The sequence below is a fragment of the Sphingobacterium sp. SGG-5 genome (assembly GCF_011043525.1).
GTDB lineage: Bacteria > Bacteroidota > Bacteroidia > Sphingobacteriales > Sphingobacteriaceae > Sphingobacterium.
In genome coordinates this window covers 195,220-214,481 of the sequence record NZ_JAAKGO010000001.1, presented here as the reverse complement: position 1 = coordinate 214,481, position 19,262 = coordinate 195,220, and the positions used below count along the sequence as shown (strand labels likewise).

Here is a 19,262-nt window from a genome sequence, read left to right as displayed (position 1 = left end):
ATGAGTACGTTAATCTATTTTATATTATTTACAGTTGCTTTTTATTACCTTTTTAAGTTCACCATGCGGTTGGTGTTGCCATTTGCGCTGCGTAAATTGACAGAGCGGATGATGAAAAAGGCACAGCATACGCAGTATACTTATGATGGCTATGGTCAACCTTTCGGCCAATCGCATACGGGTAATAACACACAGCAGAACTCAACACGCTCGAAAGATGGGAAAGTCCGTGTAGACTATGTCCCACCACAGGAGGAGAAGCGGAAAGGAACAGCTACGGCGGGAGAATTTGTGGACTTCGAGGAAGTGAAGTAAATGTGGTTGAAGCAGCTTACGGTACTTAACTTTAAAAATTATACGGAATCTATGTTGACCTTCATCCCGGAGGTCAATGCTTTTACAGGCCCTAACGGTGCGGGAAAGACAAATTTATTAGACGCTATTCACTACCTTTCTTTGTGTAAATCCTATTTCAATCCGGTGGATTCGCAGCATATCAAGAGCAGCGAAGAGTATTTTATGGTGCAGGGGGATTTTGCACGGGAGGAGCAGTCGGATGTTATTTTCTGTAGCCTAAAAAAGAACCAAAAGAAACAGTTTAAGCGGAATAAGAAAGAGTATACGCGTCTGGCGGATCATATCGGCCAGTTCCCTTTGGTTATGATATCACCGAATGACAACAGTATTGTGATGGAGGGGAGCGAGGAACGTCGGAAGTTTGTGGATAATGTGATTTCGCAGACGGACAACAGGTATTTGGATACGTTGATCAACTACAATAGGATCTTATTGCAGCGGAATAACCTGCTGAAAAATATCAAGGAGAAAGGGGTATTGGACATAGCTTTGCTGGAGGTGCTGAATATGCAGTTGAGTGAGATCGGTGAGGCGATATATGCGCGGCGGAAGGAGTTCATGGCGGAATTTCTTCCATCGTTCCAACGGCATTATGCTTTTTTGTCGGATGGGGCGGAAGAGGTGTCGCTGATATATGAGTCTGCCTTGCATGAGCATCGTCTGGATCAGCTGCTGGAGGGAAGTCTGGAGAAGGACCGTGCTTTGGAGCGGACGACGCAGGGGGTGCATAAGGATGATCTCCTGTTTACGATCCACGGGAATATGCCGCTTAAAAAATTCGGTTCCCAGGGTCAGCAGAAATCTTTTTTGATCGCTTTGAAGCTGGCTCAATATGCTTTCCTGACGGTGCATAAACAGTTCAAACCGCTGCTGCTGCTCGACGATATCTTTGATAAACTGGATGCCAAGCGTACGAAGATGCTGATGCAGATGGTGTCGAATGAGGAATTTGGCCAGATATTCATCACGGATACCGATGCGGATAGAATTCGTCGGATATTTGAAGAAATAGCCTGCCCAATCCGTATCTTTGCTATTAAAGAGGGCGCAGTTCATGACTAAAAGGGCAATAGATCGGATTCCGACGCGGGATGATATCAGTATCAAGCAGGCTGTTGAAAAATGGCTGGATGCTTACCGCCTGCGCCGAAAATTTGACGTGTCTTCGATTGTGAATGCCTGGCCGGAGATTATCGGCCCCTATATCGCGAAACGTACATTACAGATCTATGTGAAAGATAAAAAACTATTCGTGAAGGTCGAATCGGCCGTGGTGAAACACGAATTGACCATCCGCAGACGCCAGATTGTGGGGCGGGTGAATGAACATGTGGGGCAGGTCATCGTCGAAGATGTGGTCATCCTTTAGCAGTTTTTTTGCTTAATCGCGATTCGAATTTCATGAAACTTCAATATTATTTATCAGCAGTAGGTGCTTTTTTTATCTGGGGAATATTTAGCTTGGTGCTGAAACCCTTGAGTCATTATCCGGCTATGGACATCTTGTTGTACCGTATCGGTTTTGCCTGCATCGTGGTTATTTTAATAAGTGCACTATTCCGCAGAAAGATCACCGGAGAGAATATCCGATATCTTCGGGTGTTGCCGTCCCGGGAAAAGCGATATCTGACCGTCAATATCATAGCTAGTGCGCTTATGCTGGCGATGAACTGGTTTTTCTTTATTTATGTCATGAACAACGTGAGTGTTAATGCGACGTCGCTGGCCTATCTGATATGCCCGATCCTAACGACGGTGCTGGCACGGGTGTTTTTGGGGGAAAGATTGAATGGAGGGCAATGGGCTGCGGTGGGTATCAGTATGTTCAGTTGCTTTTTATTGTCCTATGGGCATTTTTTTGATATGATATTTAGCGTGGTCATCGCCTTGTCTTACGCGGTTTATCTGGTGCTGCAGAAGCGGACGGCGGATTTTGATAAATTTTTTATTTTGACGATCCACGTCACGCTGTGTGCCATACTGCTGTTGCCGCTTCTTTATCTGATGCCTCAAGGCGTCATGTATGGAGACGACTTTTATGTCTACGTGTTTCTGATTGCAGTTGTGTTTACCGTTATCCCGCTATTTTTAAATACCTATGCATTGAAGGGGCTGGAGTCTTCCTTAGTGGGTATACTTTTATACCTCAATCCGATTATTAGCTTTTTGATTGCTGTATTTTATTTTAAGGAAGCGATTAATGGCGTGCAAGGCTTTGCGTATGCCCTTATTTTAGTGGCGGTGGTACTGTTTAATGTCGCTTACCTGAAAGGGAGGAGGGCGAGACCTTTAGAGGTATAGGTCCAGATCGCCCTTACCTTCACGGACAACTTCAAATTCACCGTTGGTGAGATCGACAATGGTCGAAGGGATATTGTCGCCATACCCACCGTCGATGACCAGATCCACTTTCTCCTGGTATTTCTCGTAGATAAGTTCGGGATCTGTCGAATATTCGATAATCTCGTCATCGTCGTGAATGGAGGTGGTAACAATGGGATGCCCGAGCTGTTTGACCAGTTCCCGGATAATGGCGTTGTCGGGGACCCGGATACCGACGGTTTTCTTTTTGGAGCTCAGCAGCTTGGGAACCTGTCCGCTGGCATTGAAGATAAACGTGAACGGGCCCGGAAGAGCTTTCTTCAGGACCCGGAATACTGTCGTATCAAAAGGTTTGGTGTATTGCGAGATGTCTGTGAGATCGTAGCAGATAAAGGATAAGTTGGCCTTTTCTGGCTTCAGTCCCCGGATCTGGCAGACGCGCTCTATCGCCTTTTGATTGGTAATATCACAGCCTATCCCGTATATGGTATCGGTAGGATAGATGATCACACCGCCTTTTCGCAGGATATCAACTGCCTGTTCGATAGCTTTGGGGTTAGGATTGTCGTTATAGATCTTCAACAGCATCGTCGTCTTTTTTTGCAAAGATACTTTTTTAAAGTCTACTCCACCCAATCTGCATCTGTCAAAGAAACTTTAAAGACAGCATTGGCAGGTGGATCAATCGTAACGCCTGCGTCAATAATAGGATCTTGTGCGTAGATGCGTATGCTGCCGACGACATAATCGAACGAATATGCAATGCCTTCATAAGTCATGGGCAGAGCGAAATAGCTTTCTTCATCATCAACGCTCATGGCAACGCTCACTATCCCCTGGTTGATATAGTATTGGGTAAGTTCATTGACAGGTAAATCAATGTAATTACGGGCTGTACCATCGGGTTCCCACTGTGAAGCAGACCGCTCATAAATCATAGTTTTACTGGGTACCATGTCATATTGCTCGGTGATGTATTCTTTGGTGCAGGAAGTGAACGTCAGCAACGACGCGGTCGTCACAACGAGGGCAAGTAATAGCTGTTTCATAATATGTGTATTTAAATATGTCTTTTGTTTATAGAACGTCGTTAGGACGTTAAAGTTTAACGTGAACAAAAATATTGCCATAATAGAGGTATATAAAAGAAAAGAAGCCTATTGATTTTACACAACAGGCTTCTTTTCGTCAAGGTAGACGTGGTCTATTATTCCGCAGAAAGTTCGATTTTTCTTTCTATAGAAACGTTATCTCCAGTTAAGGCGTTGCCTTCGCTGTCTACCAGTGTAAGTTTTACGGTGTTTTCACCCATCGGTAAATTTAATATTTCGTAAGGTATCCATTGATCGAGGATAAACTCCTGTCCGTTGATATCTGCTTTTACTTTGTTTCCAGTGGCAGCTAAGTCGGTGTTGCTTACGAAGAAGTCCAACAACAAGGCTTTTGCATCTTCTCCTTTATAGCTTCCTTTTGGACGGCTGTAGAACAATGATGGTTCTGTTGGCGCTGCTTGTTCTTCGACATTTCCGTCTGCGTTGACCTTGAATTTAATCAACTTGGAGGCATCAGCAGTTTTGATGGACTCGTGGAAGGAACGTGACAGGAAGGATAAAAGGTGATGTTCCGAATTGACGGGTACAGTCACGGAATGCTCCGGTTTGTATAAGGCTGCATAAGGTGCATTGTCCAAAATAAAATGGATATGCTGTCCTTCGTGCGAATTCGCCATATAGTGCTCGTGCTCCGTTTGCTCGGTTAAATTGAAATTCTGAACATCATATTTTACCGTGATCTTTGCGGAATCCGCACCGACTTTTTCGGACGTAATGGAGGCAATCTTTAAGGTTGCTCCCGGAAATTCTTTAGCGTGTGATAGGGGATTGACAACTATCGTTTGTGCTGAACTGTCTACAGCTGTAGAATCTGCTGCTGTTGAATTTTGTTTAGATGTGTTGTTACAGGCTACAATTGATGCCGATAAAGCGACAACTGCACATGCTGATTTCCAATTTTTCATGCTTATTTGAGTTTGTTATGTTGTGTAAGTCTATTTATTGTAAACGCTAAAAATACAAATTTGTTTTAGGAACAAGCAATTAATAGGGATTCTTTGATGGCTTTCAGGGTCGCGTCGATGTCTTCGGACGTATGTGCTGCGGAAATAAAACCGACTTCATAACCCGAAGGGCCAAAATATATACCTCTGTTGAGCAGTTCCCGATGCATGATCTTATATTTTTCCATGGACGCTGGATCTATCTGATCGGCGCGTTGGATATTTTCGGATGTGGTAAAGGCAAACCAAAAGATAGAACCAATGGTGAATACTTTTACTTCAAGACCCTGCTCGGCGATGAAGGTACGGATGTGCTGGACAAATGATGCGGTGGTTTCGGCTAGGGTTTCATAAAAACCCGGCTGCGACAAAATACTTAGCGCAGCGATACCGGCCGCCATAGCTATGGGATTGCCGGATAGTGTGCCGGCCTGATAGACGCCACCATCGGGTGAAATGTGGCTCATGATTTCGGTAGAAGCGCCATATGCACCGACGGGCATACCACCACCGATGATTTTGCCGTAGGTCAGGATATCGGGTCGTATACCGTAATAATGTGCTGCGCCTTCGAAACCTAAACGGAAGCCGGTAATCACCTCATCGAAAATCAATAGGGCACCTTGCTGTTGAGTGATTTCGCGGAGAAAATGAATGTATTCCCGGTCTTGTATCAATAAGCCGTTATTAGCGGGTACACCTTCAATAATGATGGCAGCAATCTGACCGCTGAAGTCTGCGAATGCCTGTTGCACGGCAGCTTTATCGTTGAGGGCAATGACGATGGTTTCATCGGCAAAAGCCTGGGGTACCCCAGCAGAAGATGTTTCACCGAAGGTTACCAACCCCGAACCGGCTTTGACGAGCAGGGAATCGGAATGACCATGGTAGCAGCCTTCGAACTTGATGATTTTATCTCTTTTGGTGTAGCCTCTTGCCAGACGTATAGCAGACATCACGGCTTCTGTTCCGGAGCTGACAAAACGGATTTTTTCGATATAGCTATTGTTGGATAGGATAAGTTCGGCCAACTCGTTTTCCAATCGTGTAGGTGCACCGAAACTCAATCCTTTGCCCAGTTGAGCCTGTACGGCTTCGCGTATCTGGGGATTGTTATGCCCTAAGATCAGCGGCCCCCAGGAGCAGCAATAGTCTATAAATTCGTTGCCATCGGCATCCCAAAGATGTGCCTTGTCACCGCGCTCGATGAATAGGGGTGTGCCATATACCGATTTGAATGCCCGGACGGGGGAATTTACACCGCCTGGAAAATAGCTTTTGGCTTTGTCGAATAGTTGAGCGGATCGCTCTCTTGAAATATCTTGTACTTGCATAATCCATCTAAATCGAACAAATTTATTGATTTATTCGGTATTTGTACACATCGGAATGTCAGTATTTAGGTTTTTATGGCCAGACTTTAAAACACAACAGTTGTCCGTTTTTCAGGGAAGTTGACCTTTGTACTTTTCCTGTTGCCGTTTTTTTCGACGTGGATGATGTTCATCTGATCGTTGAACAGATCGTACAAAATGCCATTGCTGATGTTAAGTTGTCTAAAATCAGTGATATCTTCTATTTCGAGATACACGTTGGTCGCTTCGTGGTCGTTCTCATAACCAATGTAGTTTGGTTTAAGAAGCTTGCCGTCGACCGAAAACTTAATGCTGGCATCCAAATAGTTTTTTGCGAGCAGATTCATTTCCTTTTCACGTTTTTTGTCGTACAAATCTGTTTTGGTTTTGTACTTTTCGGCCAATATCTGCTCAAAATCATCGGTAAAAATACGGCAGGTAATCTCTAAAGACTTGCTTTTTGCATTGTACGCTATTTCTGTGGTGCTTACATGAAAAGGATGTTTGGCCATCTCCTTCTTCGCAGAAAACAGGGCAGGCAAAGCAAAAAGAAGTAACAATTTTGAGAAGAAAGCACTCATTTTTTAAAATAATCCTTAAAATTAAATCAAAGCCGTTAACTTAGAGTATGAAGTTTTTGCTAAACTAAACTTTTAATATGTCTTTTCAAGATTTTCTTTTTTATTTTAACCTCGGATGGTCACATATTGTAAGTTTGGATGCCTTGGATCACCAGCTGTTTATTTTGGCATTGGTTGCCATTTATACCACCAAACAGCTGAAACAGGTGTTGATACTGGTCACTGCCTTTACCATTGGCCACTCGGTCACGTTGGCGCTGAGTGCGTTGGATATTATCCGTTTCAGTAGCAAATGGGTAGAATTCCTCATTCCCTGTACTATTTTTATCACTGCACTGTTTAACCTGTTCAACAAGGGCGGTACGCACAAAAAAGTAGAGATAAACTATTATTTGGCCTTGTTTTTTGGATTGATACACGGCATGGGTTTTGCAAATTCGGTCCGTATGATGCTGGCAAAAGACCAGTATATAGGCTGGGGCTTATTTGGCTTTAATCTGGGGCTGGAAGCAGGGCAGGTGATTTTTGTGGTGTTGGTGCTGATACTATCGGCGATCGCGTTTTCGGTTTTCAATGTAAAAAGAAGGGATTGGATTATATTTGTATCTTCTGCCGTTTTTGCCTTAGCTTTGCAAATGGCTTTAGAACGGATACCGTAGGCGGTTGAGATTGTTGAGGGGGGGACTAAATAAATAAAAATTATGAAAAAACTTACTTACTTGTGGCTGCTTGTAATGGTGATAGCACAAACTGTTTTTGCACAGGACATTCAAAATAATCCGAAAAGCGACCATGGTAACAAATTTGAGCAATTGGGCACGATATTGCCCACACCCAATGAGCAGCGTACTGCAAGCGGAGCGCCGGGCGTAAAATATTGGCAACAACGTGCCGATTACGATATCACGTGCGAACTGGACGAAAACAGCCAGACCCTAAAAGGCAGCGAAACCATTACCTATTACAACAACTCTCCCGATGTGCTTACCTACCTTTGGTTGCAATTGGATGAAAACCAACATAGTAATACAAAAAATGCCAACTACCAATCGGCAACAAAACTGCCCGTAACGGCTAGCCCAAAACAGGTAGAAGCCATGTACATCAACCAGCCCGACAACGGCTATGGGTTTAATATCCTTAAAATTACTGATGCACAGGGAAAAGCATTAAAATACACGATCAATAAAACCATGATGCGTTTGGAGGTGCCAACGCTTAAATCGGGCGAAAAATTCATATTTAATATAGACTGGAACTATAAAATAGTAAACCGCATCGCCCAAGGGGGCAGGGGAGGGTACGAATATTTCCCCGAGGATAAAAACTACCTGTTTACTATGGCGCAATGGTACCCACGTTTGTGCGTGTACAGCGATTTTCAAGGATGGCAAAACCACCAGTTTACAGGCCGTGGAGAGTTTGCCCTTACCTTTGGCGATTTTAAAGTACAAATAACGGTTCCGGCCGACCACGTTGTAGGCTCGACAGGCGAATGTCAAAATTATAGCCAAGTGCTTACGTCTGCGCAATTGGCAAGGTTTAACAAGGCCAAAACGGCTACCGCTCCGGTAGAAATTGTAACTTTGGCCGAAGCCAAAACGGCCGAAACGCAAAAATCTACCGCCAAAAAAACGTGGGTTTTCCATGCGAAAGATGTGCGGGATTTCGCTTGGACATCATCACGCAAGTACGTGTGGGATGCCATGAACCAACCTATAGCGGGCAAAAATGTACTTTGCATGAGCTTTTATGGCAAAGAGGCCTACGGTCTGTACAGTCGGTTTTCCACCCGCGCCGTAGCGCATACCATAAAAACCTATTCCCATTTTACTATACCGTATCCCTATCCCGTAGCACAGAGTGTAGAAGCAGCCAACGGCATGGAATATCCGATGATTTGCTTTAACTATGGACGCACCAATGCGGATGGCACGTACAGCGAAACCGTTAAAAACGGGATGATCGGCGTCATTATCCATGAAGTGGGGCACAATTTCTTTCCCATGATTGTAAACAGCGACGAGCGTCAATGGAGCTGGATGGACGAGGGACTGAATACCTTTACCCAATATCTTACCGAACAACTGTGGGATAATAAATTTCCGAGCAAGCGGGGGCCGGCATATGCCATCGTACCTTACATGAAACTGCCCAAAGATCAATTGGAGCCTATTATGTCCAATTCGGAAAATATTAGACAGTTTGGGCCAAATGCGTATGCCAAACCGGCAACGGGTTTAAATATATTGCGCGAAACCATTATGGGGCGTGAACTTTTCGATTATTCCTTTAAAGAATATGCCAGAAGATGGGCATTTAAACATCCCACTCCGGCCGATTTTTTCAGGACTATGGAGGATGCCAGTGGTGAAGATTTAGACTGGTTTTGGCGAGGTTGGTTTTACGGTATAGACCCCTGTGATATTTCGTTGGACGAGGTGAAATACGCAAAGGCGGATTTTCCGAAACCAACAAACAATACCCAAAAGGGCGCGGTAATCATTGATAAGCCGATACCGGTGGACGACGATATCAGCAAACAGAGAAACAGGGAAGATAAGAGCCTTAAATTTTATACCGACCAGGATTTGGAAGCGCGGGACTTCTACTGGAAATACGCCCGTGGCCTGGTGCAGATAGATAATAGTAAAGCTAAACCAAGTGCAGCGAGATTGCCCTTGGAAGAATTTACCCCGGCAGAAAAAGCCAAATATGCCAACAAACATTTCTACGAGCTTAATTTTAGCAACAAAGGCGGTTTGGTCATGCCCATTATTGTAGAGTTTACCTATAAGGACGGCACGACCGAAATAGATCGCATACCGGCGCAAATATGGCGACATAACGAACTGAAAACCTCAAAAGTGTATGCGCTCGGCAAAGAAGTGGCTTCTATTAAAATAGACCCTTTTCGCGAAACAGCTGATATTGACGAGAGCAATAACGTATGGAATACCGCAGCAGCACCCTCTAAATTTAGGATGTTCAAAGAGAGGCAATCGGCAGTTAGGGGACAGTCTGATGGTGTGAACCCGATGCAGTTGGAAGTGAAGAAGTAAAGGCTTCGGAAGTCTGTATAATTACCTCAACCAGCCCTTATCCAGCACTTCTTTGGCGTGGTAGGTGAGGATGGATGTCGCACCGGCGCGCCGGAAGCTCATGAGGGTTTCCATAATGGCCTGTTCACCGAGCCAGCCGTTTTTTATGGCGGCTTTCAACATCGCGTATTCACCTGAAACGTTATAGGCCGCGATAGGGAGATCGAAGTTATCGTGCAGGAGTTTGACAACATCGAGATAAGGTAAGCCTGGCTTGACCATCAGGAAATCGGCTCCTTCTTCGGCATCGAGCTGTGCTTCGATCAGCGCTTCCCGTACGTTGGCGGGATTCATCTGGTAGGTCTTTTTGTCTCCTTTTTTTGGCGCGGAACCCAGCGCATCCCGAAAGGGACCATAGAACGCGGAGGCGTATTTGGCCGTGTAGGACATTAAGGATACCTGCGTAAAGCCGTTGTCGTCTAAAAGTTGACGGATATAACCGATACGGCCGTCCATCATGTCGGAAGGGGCGATGATATCAGCTCCGGACTGGGCGTGGGCTAAGGCCATTTTACCCAGGACTTCCAGTGTCGGGTCGTTTAGGATTTCACCGTTTTCGACGATACCATCGTGGCCGTCTGAACTGTAAGGGTCCATGGCAACGTCGGTAATGACACAGGCTTCGGGAAAATTTTTCTTGACGGCTTCAATGGCTCTTAGGTATAAGGTGCCCGGCCGATAGCTTTCGGTGGCGTATTTGTCTTTTAGCGATTCTTCTACTGCCGGAAAGAGATCGAAGGCTTTTAGGCCCAGCTGGAGGCAGCTTTCTACTTCACGGAGGAGGTTGTCGATCGAATACCGATAAATACCGGGCATCGAGGACACTTCAACCTTTTTATTTTCACCGTCGACAATAAATAACGGAAAAATCAGATTGGCGGGGGACAGGTGTGTCTCTTGAACCATATCACGTATGACAGCTGATTTTCTATTTCTTCGGGGTCGTTGTAACATTTTGTAGTATTTAGTACAAAGTATTTAGTATTTAGACTGTATGTCTTTTATATTTAATCCCTTCCTACCGCAGGCAGGCTTGTTTCTTTGTCTTTCTTCTTAATATTCCAGTCCAAACACGGCTTCGGCTAACCCCATTTCATCGGGCGAGAAGGGTAGGGTATATTTTAATCCCATTTCTTCGATCAGCTTCGCGGTAGAATAACCGATACAAATGATTTTTTGATCCGGATCGGCGAGGTTCTCGTTGAAATAAGCCTCGACATTGCTGGGACTGGTGAAAATAAGGACTTCGGCATTGGACTTGTCCACTTTTTCGTCTAATACGGTTTCATAGATAGGCATATCTATGACTTTTGTATTGGCTGTCAGGGCCTTTTGTATGCTTTGCAGGGAACCTTTTGCACGGGGGATGAGGACGGTCTGTCCATCGACCAGTCTGGCAAATTCTTGTGCAATTTCATCGGTGCTGATGCCGAGGTCATCGCCCGAAAAATCGGCAACACGGCCAAATTTTCGTAAGGTGGATTCGGACCCCCTTCCTAAGACGGCAATTTTTGTTTTCTTTAACAAAAGCGGTTTCAGGTTGAAGAAGTGCTCGATGGCATTTTTGCTGTTGAAGAATATCCAATCGGCTCTTTTCAAGATAAAGGAATCCAACACATTGATGGTGGGATAGATTTTAATAAGCGACCGGTCTTCGATGTGAATAGCATGCTTCCGCAACGCACGGGCGAGATAGGAGTTTTCATCCAGGTCCCGGGTGATGAAGACAGATGCAGGTAGTTTTCGTCTTTTATCGTATTTGGCGAATATGGTATCGGCCATACCTTCGGTGGTCTCCGACTGTATATAAACACGGTCCGGAAAGTCTTCGTTGTCTTCCGCGATGGATGTCCACGCTTCGTATTTTCCATCCCGTTTGCGGCAATAACAGCCTAATGGTGCGTGACAGCCGGCATCAAACATGTTCAGAACTTTGCGTTCTACGGCAATCGTTTCTGCTACATCGGCGTCGTTTATCTGTTGTAAAAGGGTGTAGAGTTCCTGATCGGCTTCGCGGATCTGTATCGCTAAGACGCCTTGGGCGGGAGCGGGGATGACTTCTACAGGCGCGATTTCTTCGATATGGAAGTCAGACAGATCCATTTGGATGCGGGCAATACCTGCCTTCGCTAATACAATGGCGTCGTATTTTTCGTCCCGTAGCTTTTGGATGCGTGTCTGTAGGTTTCCCCTTAAGTCGTCAAATTCCAGATCGGGCCGAAGGGACAGCAATTGTGCTTTTCTCCGGTTGGAGGATGTGCCGACAGTGGCATTATGTTTTAACGAAAGCCGTTTGCTGATGTCCACACAGTCTTTATGGATGATGATGACTTCGGAAGGATCTTCTCGTTCGGATACAGCTGCAATCGTCAGTCCCGGAGGATTGACCGTTGGCAGGTCCTTATGGGAATGCACGGCGAGATCAATCTTTGAGGTTAACAGTTCTTCTTCGAGCTCCTTAGTAAAGAAGCCTTTGCCTTCTAGCTTGTCCAGCCGAAGGTGTTGGATAATGTCACCTTGGGTTTTGATAATTTTTAGTTCGGCTTCGATACCGATAGCGGCCAATTTGTCTTTTACAAAATTTGCCTGCCACAAAGCAAGCTCACTTCCACGAGTACCAATAGTTAATTTTCTGTTCACCATTCAAGATTTACATGAGGAAAATATACGTAGCAAAGTTAGACAAATACACGAACAATACTGACCTTAAATGTCAGAATAAAGTATATTTAGGAGGCCGGGAAAGCGGGTGTCAATTATTTTCGTATTCCGAACTTTTGACTAGAATCTCCTTAGCCATAACCATGGGAACTTTAATGTATTTTTTCTCCATGTAGTTCATGACTTTTTCGAGAACGGCACGAGCTTGTGGATCCAGGTTATTGACATCCTGGGCAAAAACTTCGTTAATGGCCATATGGCGGATTTCTTTGATGGTGGTCGGGACCTGGCGCATGGCCACTTCTACGCGTCTTTGTTTGACGGTAGGAAGAAACTCCTCAATATTGACGTCGATAATCTGTTCGGCGTGCTCCAGCTCGCTATAACGTTCTTGTATGTTTTTGGCAGCAATGGCTTGTAGGCCGGATATTTCGATGTAATGAATAGGATTATTTGCGATGACCTGTGTGTCTATATCGTTGGGCACGGCTAAATCGACGATAACTTTCTTGTCTGTTTCGCCCTGTAGTAGATTTTCGTATGTGGCCTGATCAATAATGGCATGGGGTGCACCTGTACAGGTGATCATGACGTCAAAGCCCTTTTTGTAATTTTTCAGCTCCGCTAAAGGATAAGCTTCCGCATTTAACTCCGCCGCGAACGCCGTGGCATTGGCTAACGTGCGATTAAAGACGACGAAGTTGGATAGCTTGTGCTTTTTGAGGTATTTCGCCAGATTTTGGTTGGTCTCGCCGGAACCAATGACCAATATCCTTGGATTCTCAGGAAGCTTGACTTCTTTCAGTTTCCGGTAGGCCAGTGAGACCACCGAAATGGGATTGCGTGAAATGTTTGTATCGGTATAGACTTCCTTGGCTGTTTTTACCAGACGATCCATCATTAAGCGTAGAAAGTCACCGGTAAATCCTGCTTTGCGACACTTTTCAAAAGCACGTCGCACCTGGGCAAGGATTTCTTTTTCGCCTACTACCAAACTTTCGAGTGAACATGACATACGGAAAAGATGGCGTAAAGCTTCTAATCCGGAATATCGGGTGACTTGTCCTAAATAACATTGAAGGCGTTCGGATGGTACACAAAAATTCATCTTATCCATGAAATTGGCGATAAATTCATCGGTTAATTCGTGGGCACCATAAAAAACAAATTCCACACGATTACATGTCGCAATATAAAATATCTCCGGAATGTCAAGATTGTTTTTTAGATTAATCAATCTGGAATCCAACTCTTCGTTACAGATCACCAAATTGCCTAAATCTTTTAGGTCAACATGCTTGTGTGTAAATGCTATTACTTTTAAATTCTTCAACGCTTTCTATTCTAGCACAAAAAACTAATGACACAAATGTAGATTAAAACCTTGTCTCTTCTGTCAAAAATCTGTCAAAGGCATTAATTTAGAACGTTTTTAAATAGATGATTTTAAGGTGTATTGTACTGATATATAGATGTTTGTATTTGCGTCGGAAAAACGGCGTGATGACAATCATTATTTCGGTAGTATAATGTGAGACAGGTCACCTTATCGTTTATTGGGACGATGGGAGATAAAATGAGACTTGAGTTTATCCAATCCGATGTCCTCTTCCGTCTTGTCCAGCTCGTACAGCCATACTTTCTCAGTTAATAGCGCAACGCGTTCTTTGGAACGAATAAGATCCATAGGTTTTACGCGGAATTCTTTACTTAACGGCTGGGTTTGGGTTTGTGGCACCCGGCTATGACGGATGATCTGTATATGAAAGGTAGGCCATTTGCCAAGAGCGGAGAAGTTAGCCGTATAGATCTGGGCAAAATCATTTTTGGGAATAACATTGGCGAACAGGCCAGTCGTTTTTGAACCCGATAGGGTAGATATAGAGACCAGCAGTTCGTAAGATGTTTCATTAATCAAAAAGAACTTGGCTAATCCTTCCTTTTGTTCACCACCAATACCAATATAGATGCCCTTATCTATAAAGGGTTGATTCGCGGCCGCTGCGGTATCCTCCATGTCATCTTCCGGCATACGCATGTTGCCGTGGACAAGTGTGATTTTAGATTTTAGAACGGGTATTTCGAAGCCTTCGTTATCCGTTACGCCCACAATATCGTTGTCCTGTATGGATGTGATGTGTCCTTCGATAGGTTCATCCACAAAACGTACAAAGTCTCCTATTTTAAAATGCATAGTTCTTTTTATAAAAATTTATAACAATTCAGACAGACCATGGGCTTTATAATCCTGTTGTTCCAATAGGGCTAAATAGTCCTTTTGGGACATATTTTCCGCACCCATATTTTCCAGATGGCGTGAATGCACCTGACAGTCGATCAACGCGAGCTCATAGTTTTGGCAGAGATAGATTAAAGCGGCTTTCGAGGCATTGGGCACTTTGGAAAACATACTTTCGCCACAGAACACCTTTCCAACGAGTATGCCATACAGCCCACCTACCAAGGTGTCATTTTGCCAGACCTCAATGCTATGGGCGAAACCGAGCTGATGCATGTGAATGTAAGCTTTTATCATGTCGGATACAATCCATGTGCCGGTCTGACCTTTTCTATATGCGCTGGAGCAGTTGTAGATCACCTGTTCGAAAAGCTGGTTGGTGGTAAATGCAAAATCGTTACGGGCAAAAGCCTTTTGCATACTCTTGCTTATTTTTATTTTCTGCGGATAGAGCACAAAGCGCTCATGAGGAGCATACCAAAGTATAGGTGTTTCTTCCGAATACCAGGGAAAGATGCCTTGGCTATACGCATTCAGCAAACGTTGCGCAGAAAGATCGCCGCCGACGGCAAGTAGCCCATCTTCATCAGCAAGGCTCGGATGGGGGAATACGGGTCGTTCAGGGTCAAGTTCAAAAAGCATAATGAAATAGATAACCCGATTAGTCGGGTTGTCGCGGTTCCTTACTGATTTCGTCAAATAACCGATCCATATGCTCCACGTATTCGTTGGTGTCATCCAAGAAAAATTCAAGGTGAGGGACTATCCGAGCTTGGTTTTTTATACGGAGACCGAGCTTATACCGTATCTCGCCTGCCTTACTTTTAATCGTCTCCAAATCCTCTTTCGCTGTTTTGGTATTTAAAAAACTTAGATAAATACGTGCTATCGATAAATCGGGTGTCACCCGTACGCGTGTTACTGTAATAAAAGCACCTGGTGCCCATACGTTGCCTTCACGTTGAAATAGCTCGGCTATATCTTGCTGAATAACGCCAGCAAAGCGTTGTTGTCTCTTGCTTTCCGTTCCCATATTTCTCCTATTTGTATATAAGATGATTTGTCTTATTACACAAACTTAAATAAAATGCCTTGCATTTACGAACCGGATGTTAATGAGCTCATGCATACCATTAAAAATAAACAAAAATCATTTATGAGGATTACGCTTAAAACAAAGAAACTTGCCGCACGTCACGACAAGTTTCTTTATCAAAATAGTCTATAATTGGATAGAATAATATCTTCAAGTTTAAAGACATTGAAGTCTATCACTGTTTAGTTTTTTGGTTACCAATGTGAGCTGATACTCACATTGTTTTTTCTTTTCATCTCCCTTAACACTACAAACATACAGAGTTCGAATCTTTATCCAAAGATGTTTTTTTAAAAAAAGTAAGTGATTACTTTTAAACCCATTTAACAGTTTGTTAACACTGTTTTTTGAAATTTCACACATTTAATTCTTGTTCGTCTCTATCCGATCTGCCGAACTCATTTCCATAAACTTTGATAAGAACCTGTACGGATGAAAGTATCAAAGGACCAAATATTAATCCCAACATGCCAAATAAATTGAGGCCGAGCAAGACGCCGAATACTGTAATCAGCGGGGGAACGTTCCCTAATGTTTTAAGGATAGTAAAGCGTAGAATATTGTCAATTCCTCCCACTAAAAGGAAACTATAGACGAGTAAACCTATTCCGTTTACCGTTTGCCCCGTGGCTAACACCATAATGCCTAATGGTACATAAATCGTCATGGTACCCAATACCGGGATGATGGAGGATACACCCGTGAGTATTCCCCAGAGGATGAAATTGTCAACGCCAAACATCCAATAACCTAACATGGCCACCAATCCCTGACAGACGCCCAGAATAGGAATACCTAAGGCATTCGAGCGCACCATCAGATTGACCTCCTGCCAGATTTCGTTTTTGCTCTTCGCCGAAAAAGGTATAGCACGATAGATATAATCTTCCATTTTCTTCGCATATACTTGCATGAAATACAGGACAAAGAAGGTTGTGATGAGGTTGATCGCTATCTCGACGACAGAATTGAGCACGTTGGGAATGTAGCGGGTCAGGCGCTGTAAAAAAGCCAATAAAGCTTCATCAGAAAGATCAATCTCCTTAAGCAACGGTTTGTCGCTCATATATTCCTTCATCAGATTAAACTGTCGTACGATGTGTTCAGTATTGCTTGCGAATGTGCTGATCTGTCGGACAAGGTAGTCTATCATTCCCCAAAGCGGGAATACAATGAATACGATAGATAATACAATGAACAATAAACTGGTCAACGGTCTGTTCCATTTTCGTCGTTCCGTCAGGTTAAAGTAGGTCTTCCGGAAGAGTATATACAGCGTCACGGCCCCCAGAAAGCCGGGAAGGTAATACAACAGATTCTTAAAAATCAATATGCAGATCAAAAGGATAATCAGAATGAGCATGATCTGGTTAATCGAGTTATTGTTGATCTGTTTGTGTTTCATCGTTTTATTCTTAAGGCGTATTTTTATTGCGGATGACCAAAATGCTAACCTAACCACAAATATTGAAAAATGAAAAATTTTATGATTTAAAGTTTTCATCATATTCTGTTAATCCGTATTTAAACTTTGTTGGGTAATATTGTCACTTGGTATCCCGGATGTTTTTTGTTTTGTATATATCTTTTTTTTAATTTTGAATGAGCCAGTTGCCTATGCGTACACGATATGATACTGATGAGAAGGATCTGCTGCAAAAGTTGCGGAAAGGGGATAGGTTGGCTTTTGAAATCATCTACCACCGATACAAAGGTCTTTTGTACGTCCATGCGTCAAAACATCTCAAGGATCAGGAAGAGGCCAAAGACATCATTCATGATATTTTTTCTGCTTTATGGCAAAATAGGGAATCGTTCTATATCGAAGAAAATCTGACATCCTATCTTTATCAATCGGTCCGGAACAGAGTGATCAACCATCAGCTGAAAGGTCGGCGTGCGGACGAATATATTCATTCTTTTGAAGGATTTCTGGCACATGCTCAGGTCGGCACAGACCATCTGGTACGAGAAAAAATGTTGCGGGAACTTATCGAGGGAGAGATTGCATCTCTTCCTGCCAAGATGCGCACGGTCTTTGAGCTCAGCCGCAAGGAAGGTCTTTCCCACAAAGAAATTGCTGAGCAACTCCATATCAGTGAGCAAAGTGTCCGTAGCCATGTCAAAGGAGCACTTAAAATCCTACGTCTTCGTTTAGGTTTTTTTATTTTATTCTGCTTTGTTACAGGTATTTAATAAAAAATTGTCTTTTCTTTACCCCCCAACACCTCTCTTGTTTGTCTCTCTTTCTGTATAAACCGAAAGTAGAAAGGAACAATTGAAAAAGCGACAATATAATACCAAAGAAATTCTACAGCGCTACGTGGACGGCCGGTGCACGGAAGAAGAACGCGCATGGGTAGAAGAATGGTACACGAAAAATTATGATCGGGAGTTTAAAATAGATCCGTTGCTGGCTGAGGAACATTTTGTGGAAGTATGGCAAGCACTGGAAAGTGAAAAAACCGGCAAAAGCATATGGCCGATCCGAAAGATTGCAGCTGTGGCCGCATCTATCGTTATGGTACTGGGGATAGCTGTTTTTTATATGTGGAAATCTGCGGCACCGGATATTGAGCAGGTTGCAGTACAGCAGGACAATTCTCCGATAGCGGCTGGACGTGACCAAGCCTTGCTTACACTTGCCGATGGGCGTACTATCCATCTGGACAGTGTAGCGGTTGGCGATTATGTAGCCGAAGGCGGCATGATCATCACTAAGATGGATGACGGTACTTTGGCCTATAAAATGAGTGAAACCCCGCACCATCAGGCGAAGGAAATTTATAACACGATATCTACGCCGCGTGGCGGTCAATATAAAGTCGTACTCCCTGACAACTCGGTAGTATGGCTTAATGCAGCATCCTCGTTGCGGTTTCCTATAGCTTTCGGGGGTAATACACGCTCGGTAGAGTTGACCGGAGAAGGTTATTTTGAAGTCGCTCACGATCAGCAGAAACCTTTTATCGTCACGTCTCTGAACCAACAGACGATAGTCAAAGGGACTAAATTTAACATTACGGCCTATGCCGAAGATCAGAAGATGACGACTACGCTGTTGGAAGGTTCCGTATTAGTAAAGGCAGTACACGATGACCGTACAGATGAAGTATTGCTCAGGCCTAATGAGCAGGTGGTACTTGAAAATAATGTTATCGCCAAATCAAGTGTACATGCTATGCAAGCTATCGCCTGGAAAAATGGCAAATTTATCTTTAACAATACGCCGCTACGTGATATCATGCAGCAGTTGGCGCGTTGGTATGATGTAGAAGTACAGTATCTCGATGCTGTTGATGGTCTCATTTTTACAGGTTCGGTATCCCGGTCCGGGGACATACAAGACGTACTGCGAAAAATATCCCTTACCGAAAGTGTGCAATTTGAGACCATAGAAAGGAGGGTTATGGTACGACGCTAAACTCACGGTGATGTACCTGACATGAAAAACCGGATTCCGATTGCAGCGGAATCCGGTAAAAATCATCAGG

At 43.9% G+C, this 19,262-nt stretch carries 20 protein-coding genes; 8 read left to right on the top strand and 12 right to left on the bottom strand.

Annotated elements, in window-relative coordinates; all coding sequences use genetic code 11:
• From G5B30_RS00875 to G5B30_RS00860, 4 genes are read left to right on the top strand one after another with little or no spacing between them, the layout of a single operon-like run.
• Positions 1-315 carry a DUF4834 family protein gene (locus G5B30_RS00875; protein ID WP_165318063.1) on the top strand — a complete coding sequence of 105 codons (315 nt, stop codon included), beginning with the start codon at positions 1-3 and terminating at the stop codon, positions 313-315.
• Positions 316-1,419, top strand: coding sequence for a DNA replication/repair protein RecF (recF, locus tag G5B30_RS00870; protein ID WP_165318062.1), 1,104 nt, complete (start codon positions 316-318; stop codon positions 1,417-1,419). It begins immediately after the preceding gene.
• The gene (locus tag G5B30_RS00865; RefSeq protein WP_165318061.1) at positions 1,412-1,726 is read left to right on the top strand and encodes a DUF721 domain-containing protein; all 315 of its coding nucleotides are present in this window, start codon (positions 1,412-1,414) and stop codon (positions 1,724-1,726) included. Before recF ends, G5B30_RS00865 begins: the two co-directional genes overlap by 8 nt.
• A 32-nt stretch (positions 1,727-1,758) precedes the next feature.
• On the top strand, positions 1,759-2,658 hold the full coding sequence (locus G5B30_RS00860) for an EamA family transporter (RefSeq protein WP_165318060.1): 900 nt from the start codon (positions 1,759-1,761) through the stop codon (positions 2,656-2,658).
• Here G5B30_RS00860 and G5B30_RS00855 read toward each other — a convergent pair.
• From G5B30_RS00855 to G5B30_RS00835, 5 genes are all read right to left on the bottom strand, one after another.
• Complete coding sequence (locus G5B30_RS00855) at positions 2,647-3,267, bottom strand: L-threonylcarbamoyladenylate synthase (RefSeq protein ID WP_165318059.1); 621 nt, start codon at positions 3,265-3,267, stop codon at positions 2,647-2,649. The genes G5B30_RS00860 and G5B30_RS00855 overlap by 12 nt on opposite strands.
• Positions 3,268-3,302: 35 nt before the next feature.
• Complete coding sequence (locus tag G5B30_RS00850) at positions 3,303-3,809, bottom strand: hypothetical protein (protein ID WP_206366966.1); 507 nt, start codon at positions 3,807-3,809, stop codon at positions 3,303-3,305.
• A 77-nt stretch (positions 3,810-3,886) separates the two neighbouring features.
• A complete protein-coding gene (locus tag G5B30_RS00845; protein WP_206366965.1) occupies positions 3,887-4,696 on the bottom strand; it encodes a hypothetical protein in 810 nt (269 codons plus the stop codon).
• Between the two features lie 65 nt (positions 4,697-4,761).
• Positions 4,762-6,069 carry a glutamate-1-semialdehyde 2,1-aminomutase gene (gene hemL, locus G5B30_RS00840; RefSeq protein ID WP_165318057.1) on the bottom strand — a complete coding sequence of 436 codons (1,308 nt, stop codon included), beginning with the start codon at positions 6,067-6,069 and terminating at the stop codon, positions 4,762-4,764.
• Between the two features lie 86 nt (positions 6,070-6,155).
• Entirely contained in the window at positions 6,156-6,671 is a 516-nt protein-coding gene (locus G5B30_RS00835; RefSeq protein WP_165318056.1) for a DUF6702 family protein, read from the bottom strand.
• A 77-nt stretch (positions 6,672-6,748) separates the two neighbouring features.
• Between G5B30_RS00835 and G5B30_RS00830 the strand changes: the two genes are divergently transcribed.
• On the top strand, positions 6,749-7,330 hold the full coding sequence (locus G5B30_RS00830; protein ID WP_165318055.1) for a HupE/UreJ family protein: 582 nt from the start codon (positions 6,749-6,751) through the stop codon (positions 7,328-7,330).
• A gap of 42 nt (positions 7,331-7,372) precedes the next feature.
• Positions 7,373-9,733, top strand: a complete 2,361-nt coding sequence (locus tag G5B30_RS00825) for a M1 family metallopeptidase (protein ID WP_165318054.1) — start codon at positions 7,373-7,375, stop codon at positions 9,731-9,733.
• Positions 9,734-9,754: 21 nt separating this feature from the next.
• Here G5B30_RS00825 and hemB read toward each other — a convergent pair whose 3' ends face one another.
• The 7 genes from hemB to G5B30_RS00790 all read right to left on the bottom strand — a co-directional run bounded on the left by hemB (position 9,755) and on the right by G5B30_RS00790 (position 17,173).
• On the bottom strand, positions 9,755-10,726 hold the full coding sequence (hemB, locus tag G5B30_RS00820; RefSeq protein ID WP_165318053.1) for a porphobilinogen synthase: 972 nt from the start codon (positions 10,724-10,726) through the stop codon (positions 9,755-9,757).
• A gap of 99 nt (positions 10,727-10,825) precedes the next feature.
• Positions 10,826-12,415, bottom strand: coding sequence for a hydroxymethylbilane synthase (gene hemC, locus G5B30_RS00815; RefSeq protein WP_206366964.1), 1,590 nt, complete (start codon positions 12,413-12,415; stop codon positions 10,826-10,828).
• A 109-nt stretch (positions 12,416-12,524) separates the two neighbouring features.
• Entirely contained in the window at positions 12,525-13,766 is a 1,242-nt protein-coding gene (gene hemA, locus G5B30_RS00810) for a glutamyl-tRNA reductase (protein ID WP_165318052.1), read from the bottom strand.
• 213 nt (positions 13,767-13,979) lie between these two features.
• Entirely contained in the window at positions 13,980-14,627 is a 648-nt protein-coding gene (locus tag G5B30_RS00805; protein WP_165318051.1) for a hypothetical protein, read from the bottom strand.
• Between the two features lie 18 nt (positions 14,628-14,645).
• Positions 14,646-15,314 (bottom strand): leucyl/phenylalanyl-tRNA--protein transferase, encoded by a 669-nt coding sequence (aat, locus tag G5B30_RS00800; protein WP_165318050.1) that lies wholly within the window; start codon positions 15,312-15,314, stop codon positions 14,646-14,648.
• Positions 15,315-15,333: 19 nt separating this feature from the next.
• The gene (gene rbfA / locus G5B30_RS00795) at positions 15,334-15,705 is read right to left on the bottom strand and encodes a 30S ribosome-binding factor RbfA (RefSeq protein WP_165318049.1); all 372 of its coding nucleotides are present in this window, start codon (positions 15,703-15,705) and stop codon (positions 15,334-15,336) included.
• Between the two features lie 418 nt (positions 15,706-16,123).
• Positions 16,124-17,173: an AI-2E family transporter gene (locus G5B30_RS00790; RefSeq protein WP_165318048.1), complete on the bottom strand. Its 1,050-nt coding sequence runs from the start codon at positions 17,171-17,173 to the stop codon at positions 16,124-16,126.
• Positions 17,174-17,385: 212 nt separating this feature from the next.
• On the opposite strand from G5B30_RS00790, the gene G5B30_RS00785 reads away from it, so the two are divergent.
• Complete coding sequence (locus G5B30_RS00785; protein ID WP_165318047.1) at positions 17,386-17,964, top strand: RNA polymerase sigma factor; 579 nt, start codon at positions 17,386-17,388, stop codon at positions 17,962-17,964.
• A gap of 82 nt (positions 17,965-18,046) precedes the next feature.
• Positions 18,047-19,192: a FecR family protein gene (locus G5B30_RS00780; protein ID WP_165318046.1), complete on the top strand. Its 1,146-nt coding sequence runs from the start codon at positions 18,047-18,049 to the stop codon at positions 19,190-19,192.
• The last annotated feature ends 70 nt before the right edge of the window (positions 19,193-19,262 follow it).